The 12,538-nt window shown below is 73.7% G+C and carries 12 protein-coding genes and 1 tRNA gene; 8 read left to right on the plus strand and 5 right to left on the minus strand.

Annotated elements, in window-relative coordinates; genetic code table 11:
• The 3 genes from RIC31_RS27380 to tsaD all read right to left on the minus strand — a co-directional run.
• Positions 1-248, minus strand: a 248-nt coding sequence (locus RIC31_RS27380; protein ID WP_350116093.1) for a hypothetical protein, incomplete at its 3' end; no start/stop codon positions are given.
• 171 nt (positions 249-419) lie between these two features.
• A complete protein-coding gene (locus RIC31_RS27385; protein ID WP_350116096.1) occupies positions 420-1,394 on the minus strand; it encodes an NAD(P)H-dependent glycerol-3-phosphate dehydrogenase in 975 nt (324 codons plus the stop codon).
• Positions 1,391-2,470, minus strand: coding sequence for a tRNA (adenosine(37)-N6)-threonylcarbamoyltransferase complex transferase subunit TsaD (gene tsaD / locus RIC31_RS27390; protein WP_350116099.1), 1,080 nt, complete (start codon positions 2,468-2,470; stop codon positions 1,391-1,393). Before tsaD ends, RIC31_RS27385 begins: the two co-directional genes overlap by 4 nt.
• A 47-nt stretch (positions 2,471-2,517) precedes the next feature.
• Between tsaD and hemC the strand changes: the two genes are divergently transcribed.
• The 6 genes from hemC to RIC31_RS27420 all read left to right on the plus strand — a co-directional run bounded on the left by hemC (position 2,518) and on the right by RIC31_RS27420 (position 8,330).
• A complete protein-coding gene (hemC, locus tag RIC31_RS27395) occupies positions 2,518-3,486 on the plus strand; it encodes a hydroxymethylbilane synthase (protein WP_350116102.1) in 969 nt (322 codons plus the stop codon).
• 6 nt (positions 3,487-3,492) lie between these two features.
• Positions 3,493-4,224, plus strand: a complete 732-nt coding sequence (locus tag RIC31_RS27400; protein ID WP_350116105.1) for a uroporphyrinogen-III synthase — start codon at positions 3,493-3,495, stop codon at positions 4,222-4,224.
• Positions 4,225-4,236: 12 nt separating this feature from the next.
• The gene (locus tag RIC31_RS27405; protein WP_350116108.1) at positions 4,237-5,874 is read left to right on the plus strand and encodes a COG4223 family protein; all 1,638 of its coding nucleotides are present in this window, start codon (positions 4,237-4,239) and stop codon (positions 5,872-5,874) included.
• A 4-nt stretch (positions 5,875-5,878) separates the two neighbouring features.
• Positions 5,879-7,300 carry a heme biosynthesis protein HemY gene (locus RIC31_RS27410; protein ID WP_350116111.1) on the plus strand — a complete coding sequence of 474 codons (1,422 nt, stop codon included), beginning with the start codon at positions 5,879-5,881 and terminating at the stop codon, positions 7,298-7,300.
• A 110-nt stretch (positions 7,301-7,410) separates the two neighbouring features.
• On the plus strand, positions 7,411-8,175 hold the full coding sequence (locus tag RIC31_RS27415; protein WP_350116114.1) for a hypothetical protein: 765 nt from the start codon (positions 7,411-7,413) through the stop codon (positions 8,173-8,175).
• Positions 8,176-8,254: 79 nt separating this feature from the next.
• Positions 8,255-8,330: transfer RNA gene (locus tag RIC31_RS27420), tRNA-Thr, on the plus strand.
• 22 nt (positions 8,331-8,352) lie between these two features.
• Here RIC31_RS27420 and RIC31_RS27425 read toward each other — a convergent pair.
• Positions 8,353-9,498, minus strand: coding sequence for a DmpA family aminopeptidase (locus tag RIC31_RS27425; RefSeq protein ID WP_350116117.1), 1,146 nt, complete (start codon positions 9,496-9,498; stop codon positions 8,353-8,355).
• On the minus strand, positions 9,495-10,529 hold the full coding sequence (locus RIC31_RS27430) for an NAD(P)-dependent oxidoreductase (RefSeq protein WP_350116120.1): 1,035 nt from the start codon (positions 10,527-10,529) through the stop codon (positions 9,495-9,497). The genes RIC31_RS27425 and RIC31_RS27430 overlap by 4 nt, the downstream gene beginning before the upstream one ends.
• A gap of 222 nt (positions 10,530-10,751) precedes the next feature.
• On the opposite strand from RIC31_RS27430, the gene RIC31_RS27435 reads away from it, so the two are divergent.
• Both RIC31_RS27435 and RIC31_RS27440 read left to right on the plus strand, forming a co-directional pair.
• Positions 10,752-11,819: an SDR family oxidoreductase gene (locus RIC31_RS27435; RefSeq protein ID WP_350116123.1), complete on the plus strand. Its 1,068-nt coding sequence runs from the start codon at positions 10,752-10,754 to the stop codon at positions 11,817-11,819.
• An 11-nt stretch (positions 11,820-11,830) separates the two neighbouring features.
• On the plus strand, positions 11,831-12,241 hold the full coding sequence (locus tag RIC31_RS27440) for a VOC family protein (protein WP_350116126.1): 411 nt from the start codon (positions 11,831-11,833) through the stop codon (positions 12,239-12,241).
• Positions 12,242-12,538: the final 297 nt, after the last annotated feature.

Raw genomic sequence — 12,538 nt, forward strand, 5'->3', positions numbered from 1 at the left:
ACGCTCAAGCCATCGCGCAGACCATCCATGATCGATAGCCGCTCACCGTAGCTCAGGTGACTGTAGCTCTTCCCCATCGCACCGCTCCCGTTCCAGCGCACCGGAGCGTGCCCTGTTGCACTTACTTTTGGAACGCGCCCCCAGTGGCCGGCAGATAAGTGCACTGTCACTGAAATAAAAACTTGTCGCCGATGATCAGACCACGCCACAGAACGTTGCACTTCAAAATTGACACCGCCCCCTTTCATCTCGTCATTCCGGACGGATGCGCCGCCCCGGCGCAGTCGATCCGGAACCCACGAGGCGACGGGTGGGTTCCGGATGCGTGCCGCCGGCGGCGGCACGCTCCGGAATGACGTCGGGGGTGGAGTGGCGCAGTCGATCCGGAACCCACGGCGCGACGGGCGCCCCGGTTCGGGTCAGGCGGTCTCGGCCCCGCGCGACGGCCGGGCCATCAGGGACATCGCGGTATCCCGCAGGTCGGCGCCGCGGTTCAGCACCGCGTCGACCGCCTCGGTCACCGGCAGGTCGAGGCCGAGCGCCCGGCCGCGGGCCAGCAGGCCGGCCGCCGTCGCCGCCCCCTCGACCACGCCCTTGCTGGCCGCCATCGCCTCGTCCCGGCTGCGGCCCTCGCCCAGGCGCCGCCCGAAGCTGTAGTTGCGCGACTGCCCGCTGGTGCAGGTCAGCACCACGTCGCCCAGGCCGGACAGCCCCATCACGGTCTCCGGCCGGCCGCCGAGTGCGGCCACCAGCCGCGCCAACTCGGCCAGCCCGCGGGTGATCAGCGCCGCCCGGGCGTTGTCGCCGGCCGCCAGGCCGTCGGCGATGCCGCAGGCGATCGCCAGCACGTTCTTGAACGCCCCGGCCGCCTCGACCCCGACCATGTCGGTCGAGGTGTACAGCCGGAACGTCGGCGACCCGAGCGCGGCGGCAACGGCGGCGACGACCTCCGGATCGGCCGACGCCACGGTCGCCGCGGTCGGCACCCCGCGTACCGCCTCGGCCGCGAAGGTCGGACCCGACAGCACCGCCACCGGATCGCCGGGCGAGTCCGCGGCCAGCACGTCGGACAGCAGCCGCCCGCTGGCGGGGTCGAAGCCCTTGGCGCAGACGATCCGGACGCCGGTCCCGCCGGCCGCCCGCCAGTCGGCCGCTACCGCCCGCACCGCCGCCGCCGGCACCGCCAGCACGGCGATCGGCGCCAGCGCCGCCGCCAGGTCGCCGGTGACCGGGATCGCCGGGTCCGGCAGCGTCGTGCGCGCCGGATCGCGCGCCCACAGCACCGGCGCGCGGCCGGCGCGTTTCGCCAGCACCGCCAGCGCGCTGCCCCAGGCGCCGCCGCCCAGCACTGCGATGTCGGGGATCGCGACATCGGGTGTCGGCGCGCCGGTCATGCCTTCACCGCCCCGGCGCCGGTCGAGGGCGCGGCATTCGGATCGAGCGGCCAGCGCGGCCGCGGCCGGAAGTCGAGGCCGTCCACGGCGCCGAGGGCCAGCCGCTCCTGCCCGGCCCAGGCGATCATCGCGGCATTGTCGGTGCACAGCGCCAGCGGCGGTGCGATGAACGCCATGCCGTGCCGCGCCGCCAGGCCGGACAGCGCCGCCCGCAGGGTCCGGTTGGCGGCCACCCCGCCGGCGACCACGAAGGCACGGCCGGCCCCGTGGCTCTCCTCGAACATCGCGATCGCCCGCCCGGATCGGTCGACCAGGGAGGCCGCGACCGCCGCCTGGAAGCCGGCCGCCAGGTCGGCGCGGGCCCGGTCGTCGAGCCCGTCGCCCAGTTCCTCGACCCGGCGGCGCACCGCGGTCTTCAGCCCGGAGAACGAGAAGTCGCAGCCGGGCCGGCCGAGCATCGGCCGCGGCAGGTCGAACCTTGCGGGGTCACCCGACTCGGCCGCGCGCTCGACCGCCGGCCCGCCGGGATAGCCGAGGCCGAGCAGCTTGGCGGTCTTGTCGAAGGCCTCGCCGGCGGCGTCGTCGATGGTGGTGCCGAGCCGGCGGTACCGCCCGGCGCCCTCGACCGTCAGCAGCTGGCAATGGCCGCCCGACACCAGCAGCAGCAAATACGGGTACTCGACGCCGTCGGTCAGCCGGGCCGTCAGGGCATGGCCCTCCAGATGGTTGATCCCGAGGAACGGCAGGCCGTGCACCAGCGCGATCGCCTTGGCGGTGGTCGCGCCGACCAGCACGCCGCCGATCAGGCCCGGGCCGCCGGTCGCCGCCACCGCCGCCAGCTCGCCGAAGCCGAGGCCGGCCTCGCGCATCGCCTCGGCGATCACCGCGTCCAGGTGGTCGAGATGGGCGCGCGCCGCGATCTCCGGCACCACCCCGCCATACAGCCGGTGCTCGTCGAGCTGCGACAGCACGACGCTCGACAGGATGCGCCGGTCGGCCGCGACCACGGCCGCCGCGGTCTCGTCGCAGCTGGTCTCGATACCCAGGATCGGTCCGGTGCCGGCCCGGTCGCTCAAAAGCGCCCCCTTTTCGTTCGCGCCGCTTCCGTCTACACGATGCGGCCATGAGCGCAAGCAACACGCCCCCTGGCAACACGCCCCGACTGATTCTCGGCTCCCGCGGTTCGCCGCTGGCCATGCGGCAGACCCACGAGGTCCGGGACCGGCTGATTGCCGCGTGGCCGGAGCTGGCCGCCGACGGCGCCATCGCCCTCCAGGAGATCCGGACCACCGGCGACGCCGTGCGCGACCGCGCGCTGGCGGATATCGGCGGCAAGGGCCTGTTCATCAAGGAGATCGAGCAGGCGCTGGTCGCGGGCCGGATCGACGTCGCCGTGCATTCCATGAAGGACATGGAGACGACGATGGCGCCCGGCACCGTGCTGGCCGCGGTGCTGCCGCGCGAGGATCCGCGCGACGCCTGGCTGTCGCCGGTCGCCGAGCGGGTCGAGGACCTGCCCCGGGGCGCCAGGGTCGGGACCGCCTCGGTCCGGCGCGCCGCCCAGGTGCTGAACCGCCGGCCGGACCTGGAGATCGTGCTGTTCCGCGGCAACCTCGACACCCGCCTGCGCAAGCTCGCCGAGGGCGAGGTCGCCGCGACCTTCCTGGCGGCCGCCGGGCTCAACCGGCTCGGCCTGATCGACCGCGCGACCCGCATCGTCGAGATCGACGAGATGCTGCCGGCGGTCGCCCAGGGCGCCATCGCCGTGCAGACCCGCGACGGCGAGGCGTCGGGCCGCGACGCCGAGGTGCGGCGCTGGCTGGCAGCCCTGGACGACGCCCCGAGCCGGGCCCGGGTGACCGCCGAGCGCGCCATGCTGGCCACCCTCGACGGCTCCTGCCGCACCCCGATCGCCGGGCATGCCACCCTGGACGGCGACCGGCTGGCCCTGGCCGGCCTGGTGCTGTCGCTGGACGGCCGCGCCAGCCACGGCGCCGCCGAGTCCGGGGCCGCCGGGGATCCGGAGGCGCTGGGCCGCGCCGTCGGCGAGGCGATCCTGGCGCGCTGCGGCCGCGACTTCCTGGCGCGCTGACCGGCGATGGCCCGCCGGGTCCTGGTCACCCGCCCCGCGGCCGAGGCTACCGAGCTGGCGGCCGAGCTGGCCCGGCGCGGCGTCGAGGCGGTGATCGCGCCGATGCTTTCCATCGTCCCGACCGGGGCACGGATTCCCGATGCCGGCCGGTTCCAGGCGGCGGCGGTCACCAGCGGCAACGGGGCCGACGGTCTGGCCGCCGCGACATCGCGCCGCGCGCTGCCGGTGTTCGCGGTCGGCGACGCGACCGCCGGGGCCCTGCGCCGGCACGGCTTCGCGCCGGTGATCGCGGCCGAGGGAACCGGCACCGCCCTGGTCGATTTGATCTGCAGGGAGGTCCGTCCGCAGGACGGGCCGCTGCTGTGGGCGAGCGGCGACGAGGTGCGGGTCGACCTGGCCGCCGAACTGGGCCTGCGCGGCCATGCGGTCGAGCGGATCGTGGTGTACCGGGCCGAGGCCGTCGCCGAGTTGCCGGAGGCGGCGTCCCGGGCGCTGGCCGACGGCAGCGCCGACGGGGTCCTGTTTTTCTCTCCACGCAGCGCGGACCGCTTTGCTAGTCTCGTCGTCGGCGCCGGGCTGGCGCGTCAGGCGGCGGGCATGACCGCCTACTGCCTGTCGGCCGCGGTCGCCGAGGCGGCCCGGAGGCTGCCATGGGCGGCAATCCGGATCGCCGGCCGCCCGACGCGCGACGACTTGCTGGCGACGCTGGACGACACCACTTCGTCCGACCCGGACTGACAGGAGCTTGCGATGGCCGAGACGCCGAAGGGCGACACCGCCTCCCGGACCGATGCCCCGGATGCCGAAGGGACGGAGCCGGTCCGGCTGAGCGACGCCGCCGACAGCGCGCCGGGCAGCGGGCCGGGCGGCACGCCCGACGGCACGCCCGACGGCACGATCGCCGGCGACGTCGGCCAGGACAGCCTGGCGACGGCGGGCGCGCCGTCCGAGCCGTGGTCGGCGAATGCGGCCGAGCGCACCGATCCGGCCGCGCCTGCTGCGCCTGCCGCCAAGGCGGGCGGCCTGCGCGGCACCCTGATCCTGGTGATCCTCCTGGCCCTGGCGATCGGCGGCGGCTACGCGACCTATCCGATGTGGCGCGGCGAGGTCGAACCCTACGCCCGCCAGCTCGGCATCGCCCTGCCGGCGGCCCCGACGGCACCGGACACCGCCAAGCCCGCCGAGAGCGTCGTCGCCGCGAAACCCGCGGAACCGAAGCCTGCGGAACCCAAGCCTGCGGAACCGAAGCCGGCCGATACCCAGCCGGCGGCGTCCCAGCAGCCGTCGGTGCCGGCCGCCCGTCCGGATCCGGCCCCGAAGCCGCCCTCCACCGTGGCCGACCCGGCGCTGGCCGGCGACGTCGACCGCCTGCTCGACCGGGTGAACGCGCTCGACCAGCGGCTCGCCGCCCTCGAGAACCCGGCGCCGGAGCCGGCGAAGGCCGACGCCGCGGCGCTCGACCAGCTCGCGGCGCGGGTCGACGAGATGAACCAGACCCTGACCGCGGTGAACGACGAGGTCGCGATCGTGCGCGAGGGCCTGGCTGCCAGCGGCGGCGGCGAGGGCCTGGGTCCGTTGGCGTCGCAGCTCTCGGACCGGCTGCAGGGCCTGACCGACCGGATGGAGACCCTGGAAAAGGCCGCGAGCGCGCCGCCGGCAAAGCCCGAAGTGACGGCCGAGGACCTCGCCGGCCTGCAGGCCCGCCTCGATGGCCTGTCCGGCGATTTCGACAGCCTTTCAGGGAAGGTCGAAGCGCAGACCGACCGGAGCGCCGGGGAGGCCGCCAGCCTGAACGCCCGGCTGGCCGACCTGCAGGGCCAGCTCGACCGGGTCGCCAAGGCGCTGGAGAACACCCGCAGCGGCCGCGAGAAGGCCGGTGCCTTCCTGCTGGCCGCCAACCAGCTGGCATCGGCGGCCGCCACGTCCGGCAGCTTCGCGCCCGAACTGCAGGCGGTGCGGTCGGCGGCCCCCGCGAACGACGCGACGGTCGGGGCATTGGACACGCTCGCCGGCCATGCCGACGGGGTCCCGTCGCTGGCGGTCCTGCGCGACCGCTTCGCCCGGACCGCCGCCGACGCGGTGGACGCGTCGGTGATCGGCAGCGGCGAAGGCGTGATCGGGCAGGCCCTGACGCGGGTCGCCTCGCTGGTCACCGTCCGACGCACCGCGACCGCCGATGGCGACGGCCTCGAAGCCGTGCTGGTGCGGGCCGAGGCGGCGCTCGCTTCCGGCGACCTCGCCGGCGCGATCCAGGCGATCCGGAAGCTGGACGGCGATCCCGGGAAGGCGGCCGCCGGCTGGCTGGTCGACGCCGAAGCGCGTGCCGCGGTCGACGCCGCGGTCCGCACGCTGCAGTCGCAGGCCCTGGCCGGCGTGGCGGGGGGCTGAGGCGGTGCGGCGCTCGATCCTCTACCTCATCCGCCTCGCGCTCCTGGTCGCCGTCGCGATCTGGCTGGTCCGCAATCCCGGCGAGATCCGCGTCGACTGGCTGGGCTGGCGACTGGAGACGTCCTTCGCCCTGTTCGCGGTGGTCACCGCCGGCCTGATCTGGCTCGGCGCCATCGGCGTGCGGATGCTCGCGAACGCCCTGGGCTCCCCCTGGGCGGCCATGCGACGGCGGTCCGACCAGCGCCGCGAGGCCGGGTTCCGCGCCCTGACCCTGGGCCTGGCCGCGGTCGCCGCCGGCGACGCCGAGGAGGCGCGCCGCCAGGCCCGCGAGGCCGACCGGCTGCTGCGCGACCCGACCCTGACCCGCCTGCTGTCGGCCCAGGCCGCCGCCCTGAACGGCGACACCGCGGCCGCCGCCAAGTATTTCGCGGCATTGCGGGACAACGACGACACCCGGTTCCTCGGGCTGGTCGGCCTGCTGCGCCAGGCGATCGGCCGCGACGACGAGGCACGGGCCCTGGAGCTGGCCGAGGAGGCCCACGCCCTGCGCCCGGATGCCCCGCTGGTCGCGACCACGCGACTGTACGGGCGGGCCCGGGCCAAGCGCTGGTTCGACGCCCAGGTGGCGCTGTACGACGCGGTCAAGCGCCGGATCGTGCCGGAGGACGAGGGCCTGCGGCACCGCGCCGCGATCCTGACCGAGCGCGCCCGCGAGGACGACGCCGCCGGCCGGGTCGCGGAAGCCCTCGACCACGCCGGCAAGGCCCGCGAGTCGGTTCCCGGCTTCGTGCCGGCGATCACCCTGGAGGCCGCGCTGCTGGGACGCACAGGCAAGGCCAGGCGCGGCCAGCGGCTGATCGAGGACGCCTGGGCGCGCGTCGCGCACCCGGCCCTCGCCGCGGCCTATCGCGGGCTGGCCGAGGACGCCGGCAATCCGATCGAGCGCTTCAAGCGCCTGCACGCGCTCGCCGGCCGGGCCCCGGACGCGCCGGAAAGCCGGCTGACGATCGCCGAGGCGGCGCTCGAGGCCGAGCTCTGGGGCGAGGCGCGGGTCCAGCTCGAGGCTCTCTCGGGCGCCGAGCTGACGGCCCGGGCCTGCCGGCTGCGGGCCCGGCTCGAGGAGTCGGAGCATGGCGACAGCCTGGCCGCCCGGCACTGGCTGGAACGGGCGACAACGGCGCCGGCCGACCCGGCCTGGACCTGCGGCACCTGTGGCGCGGTCGCACCGGACTGGTCGGCGGTCTGCGGCCACTGCGGGGCGTTCGACACCGTCGTCTGGGCGCCGCCGCCGCGGGTCAGCCTGCTGACCGAGGACGAGATCTCCGCCCCCGAGGCGCAGATCGTCGAGCTGTCCGCGGCCCGCACGCTCGACCATGTGAACTCGGTGCCCGATACCCCGCGAACCGCCCCCGGCGCGGCCGGCTGAATTATTGTCAAGACTCAATCGGTCATTTTGGATAGAATTTGAACTAACCGGGTTAGAAATCCGGGTTAGCAGGGTCCAAGCAGGGCCCTCCGTCCAGAAGGGACCGAGCAATGGTTGCTCCTCTCGCACTCTCAGGTGTCGTCTCGACACCCGCAGCCGGTGGCAGCACTGCCGCCGCACCGGTCGCTCCTGCACAGACGCAGGCGGCGGCGACCGGTAGTGCGCTGCGCCAGGCGGTTCCCACGGACGCACAGTTCCTGACCGTCGAGCCCGACGGGCGCGACGACATCGGCTTCCTGGACCGGCTGCGGCACGCCCTGCGCACGGTTTTCCAGGCCGTACAGAAGCCGGACGAAGCCGAGGCCGCCGCCGAGCGCGCGCTGCAGGCCGCCTCGGAGGCACTGGACCGCGCCGGCGGATCCGAGAGCCTGTTCGTGCAGATCCGGGTGGTCGGGATCGACGTGGCATACGCCGACGACGGCGCCGGCGACGACGCCGCCTATGCGTCCTACCGGCGCCTCGGAGTGGAGATCGGCGTGGCGCGCGGCGGCGCGGTACGGGCCGAGGACACCGCGGTGGTCGGACTCGACGGCCGGTCCTTCGGGCTGACCGCCGCGCAGACCCGCACCGGCCTGAACACCGGCCAGTACCGCCAGGTCGAGACCGGCGGCGCGACCCTGTCGACCGAGGCGCGCGAGCGGCTGGAGGCGGCCCAGGCCGGGCTGGCCCGGGTCAAGGCGACCCAGGACGCGCTGAAGGCTTACCGCTCCGGCGACTTCGATCCGCTGAAGAAGCTGCTGTCCGACGGCGACGGCCCGTCCGGCGGCCGCTTCAGCGCGGTGTTCCCCGGCACCGGCGCCCTGTCGATCAACTGACCGCCGCCGCACCGGCACCCGCGCGCCGCGCTTGCATCCGGACCGCACAACCCGTATCTAGGGCCCGTTCATTTCCGGGGCCGCAGTAGCTCAGCTGGTAGAGCATCGCATTCGTAATGCGAGGGTCGGGGGTTCGAGTCCCTTCTGCGGCACCATTTCCCAGATGTCCGCCTCCCCCTACATCCGCCCGAACGCCCGCATCAGGTCGACCAGCGGCCCGTGCGGCAGCGCGTGCACCGTGCGGCCGTCGATGCCGGTCATGGTGTCGGCCGCCAGCAGGGCCTCGAGGATCGCCTCCTCGGTGGCCTGAACGGTCGCCTCGAACAGCGGGTCGAGGGCGGCGTCGGGCAGGTAGTCGAGCCGCCCCGGGGCCAGGGCGTCGTCCGACAGCGCCTCGGCATTGGCCGTCGAGAACGCCAGGAAGATGTCGCCGGAGCCGTTGGCGGCGATCGAGCCGGTGCGGGCCAGGCCGAGCGACACCCGGCGCGCCAGGCGGGCGCACTGGTGCGGCAGCAGCGGCGCGTCGGTCGCCACCACCACGATGATCGAGCCCTCGGCCCCGCCCACCGGGGCGGCCAGTTCCGGCAGCGGCCCCGGCAGCGGCACCTCCAGCAGCCGCCCGGCCGGCACCCCGAGCGGCGCGAACAGCTCGCGGCGGCCGAAATTGGCCTGCACGAACGCCCCCAGCGTCCAGCGCCGGCCGGCCGCCTCGATGGCCCGCGAGGCGCTGCCGTTGCCGCCCTTGAACTGGTAGCAGATCATGCCGGTGCCGCCGCCGCGGTTGCCGAGCGGCGGAAACCCCGCCGAGGCGCCGTCGATGGCCGCCACGACGTCGTCCTCGGTGACGTGGAAGCCGTTGATGTCGTTCAGGTAGCCGTCATAGGTCTCGGCCGCCACCGGCAGGTTCCAGCTGGGGTCGGTGGCGCCGGGGCCGGCCTGCCCGACCAGCCAGCGCACGCTGGCGGCGTGCGCCCGGCCCACGGAGTGGGTGTTGGTGATCGTCACCGGCCCCTCGCAGCGCCCGGACTCCAGGATCCAGTGGCTGCCGGTCATCTCGCCGTTGCCGTTCAGGCTGTTCAGGCCGGCGAACACCGGCGTGGCGAAGCCGGCCCTGCCGCGCGGCAGGATGGCGGTGACCCCGGTGCGCACCGGTCCCTGCCCGACCGCCAGCCTGCCGTCGCCGCGGACCAGGGTGACCGCCCCGACCTCGACCCCGGCCACGTCGACGATGCTGTTGGTCGGCCCGGTCTGGCCCGGGAACGGCAGGCCGAGGCCGCGGCCGCGCGGCCGGCCGTCGGGCTGGTGCGTCGCCGGGCCGCTCATCGACCGGCCATCGCGGCCAGCTTGGCGCGGAACCCGGCGCGCTCCAGCACCGCCCGGTTGACCACGTTGGCCGGCTGCCGGCCGGCCCGAACGTCCTGGATGGCGCCGCGGTTGACCGCGCCCATGGTGGCGAACATCTGGTCGGTCCAGCCGAGCGAGTGCGGTGCGGTGATCACGTTGTCGAGCCGCAGGATCGGCTCGTGCGCCGACGGCGGCTCCGGGTCGAACACGTCGATCGCCGCCCCGGCGATCCGGCCCTCGACCAGGGCGTCGTACAGCGCCTTCTGGTCGACCACCGGGCCGCGGCTGGTGTTCACCAGATAGCTGGTCGGCCGCATGCGGGCGATCATCGCCGCCGAGCCGATGTGGCGGGTCTCGTCGTTCAGCGGGCAGTTGAAGGTGACCACGTCGCTCTGCTCGAACACCGCCTCCAGCGAGACCGCCTCGACCCCGAGTGCCGCAAGCGCCGCCGGATCGGCATAGGGGTCGTGGGCGATCATGCGGACGTCGAACGCCTTCAGCAGCCGGAACATCTCGGCGCCGATGTTGCCGACCCCGACCGAGCCGACGGTCCGCCCGACCAGCCCCATGCCGTGCCAGTCGAGCCGGGCCGGCCAGCCGAGCGTCCCGGTGCGGGCGATCCGGTCCTTGGCCATCAGGTTGTGGGTCAGCGCCAGGATCAGGCAGACCTGGGTGGTCGCCATCGGCCGGCGCACCGCGTCCGGCGTGATCGTCAGCACCACGTCGTTCGCGGTGCAGGCGTCGGTGTCGACGGTGTCGTAGCCGACCCCCATGCGGGCGATCAGCGCCAGCCGGCCGTCGCCCGGGAAACTCGACGCCGCCATCCGCTCGCCCAGCAGCACGACGGCGTCGAACCCCGTCACATGGTCCGCCGACAGCAGCGCCGCGCGCGGCAGCTCGACCAGTTCGACCCCCTCGGCGCCGAGCGCGGACAGGTCGTAGCTCGGAAAGGTCGGCTTGCCGTCGGCGCGGGTGAAATCGGCGCTCAGGCCGACGCGGAAGGCGGTCATCGCGGGCTCCCTCGGTTGCGTTTTCCGGGAGCATACACCGCGGACAAAAGAAAGGCGGACCGCTTCACGACCCGCCCAGTTGGCACGACCTTCCGTACAATATGGCGCACAGCGCGCCGAAAGGAAGACCCGCCGCACGTGGGAACGCCTGCCTTGCCCTGTGGGACATTGATCCACGGCGCCGCAGAGCCGAGGATGCGGCCGACAGAATCGGAGGAAGACATGGCGAAGAACAAGGCCGTGGTGGTCGGCGCCCTCGGCGTGATCGGCCGCAAGCTGATCGAGCACCTGGGCAAGCTCGGCGACTGGGAGATCGTCGGCCTGAGCCGGCGGGCGCCGGACTTCGACAGCCCGGCGACCTACATCTCGGTCGACCTGCTGGACCGCGCCGACGCCGAGGCCAAGCTGGCCGGGCTCACCGACGTCACCCATATCTTCTACGCGGCCTTCCAGGCCCGGCCGGTGTGGGCCGAGCACGGTCCGCCGAACCTGGCGATGCTGGTCAACGCGGTCGAGCCGATCGAGCGGGCCTCCAAGGGGCTGCGCCACGTGCAGCTGATCCAGGGCAACAAGATCTACGGCTCGCATCTCGGGCCGTTCAGGACTCCGGCGCGCGAGGAGGACCCGCCGCACATGCTGCCGAACTTCTACTGGGACCAGGAGCAGTGGCTGCGCGCCGCCCAGAAGGGGGCTGCACAGAAGGGCAAGGCCTGGACCTGGTCGGCGCTGCGGCCGCAGACGGTGTGCGGCTTCGCGCTCGGCAACCCGATGAACATCACCACCTGCATCGCGGTCTACGCGACGATCTCCAAGGAGCTCGGGCTGCCGCTCAGGTTCCCCGGCAAGCCCGGGGCCTGGGAGGCGGTCTACCAGGTCTGCGACAACCAGCACCTCGCCAACGCGATGACCTGGTGCGCGACCGACGACCGCGCCGCCAACGAGGTGTTCAACATCACCAACGGCGACTTCTTCCGCTGGAAGAACGTGTGGCCGCAGTTCGCGAAGTTCTTCGACATGGAGGTCGGCGACCTGCAGACCATCCGGCTGACCGAGTTCATGGCCGACAAGGCGCCGCTGTGGGACGCGATCGTCGAGAAATACGGCCTGCAGCGAATCCCCTACGACCAGGTTGCGGCCTGGCCGTTCGCCGACTACGTGTTCGGGACCGACTGGGACGTCATGACCGACACCCTGAAGCTGCGGCTGCATGGTTTCCACGACTGCCTGCGCACCGACGAGATGTTCCAGCGGATCTTCGGCGAGTTCCGCGACATGAAGGTGATCCCCTGAGGAGTGTCGAGATGCCCGACCTGCCCTACCGCCTCGGCGGCGTCGACCACGTGGTGATCCGCGCCCGCGACATCGACGCCATGCTGGGCTTCTACCGCGACGTGCTCGGCTGCCCGGTGGCCAAGCACAACGCGCCGCTCGGGCTGTGGCACCTGGACGCCGGCGGCTCGATGATCGACCTGGTCGACATGGCCGGCAAGCTGGGGGCGGCCGGCGGGCCGCCGCCGGGACCGGGGCGCAACGTCGACCACGTGGCGATCAGGGTCGAGCCGTTCGACGCCGAGGCGATCCTGGCGCATTTCGCCGCCCACGGCATCGCCGCCGAGGCGCCGGCCACCCGCTTCGGGGCCGAGGGCGACGGCCCGTCGATCTACCTGCGCGACCCGGAGGGCAACGGGGTCGAGCTGAAGGGGCGGGGGTAGGCGGACGCCCGTCGCCTCGTGGGTTCCGGATGCGTTCCGCCGGCGGCGGCCCGCTCCGGAATGACGAGCATAAAAATACGGTGACAGTGCACTCAATTCGTCGCGGCGCGATCGAGATCGCCGAGGCCCGCGATATGCGGCCGCCACGTCGGTTCCGAGGCGTCACATCCAGGACGGGAATAGAGTGCACTGTCACCGAATTTTCGAAGTGAGGGGTGGATCCGGGAGGGAAGCCGGCCAAATCCTGCCCACCTTCGTCATTCCGGAGGGGACGCGCGAGCGTCCGGCTCCGGAACC

This window comes from Thalassobaculum sp., assembly GCF_040219615.1.
Lineage (GTDB): Bacteria > Pseudomonadota > Alphaproteobacteria > Thalassobaculales > Thalassobaculaceae > Thalassobaculum_A.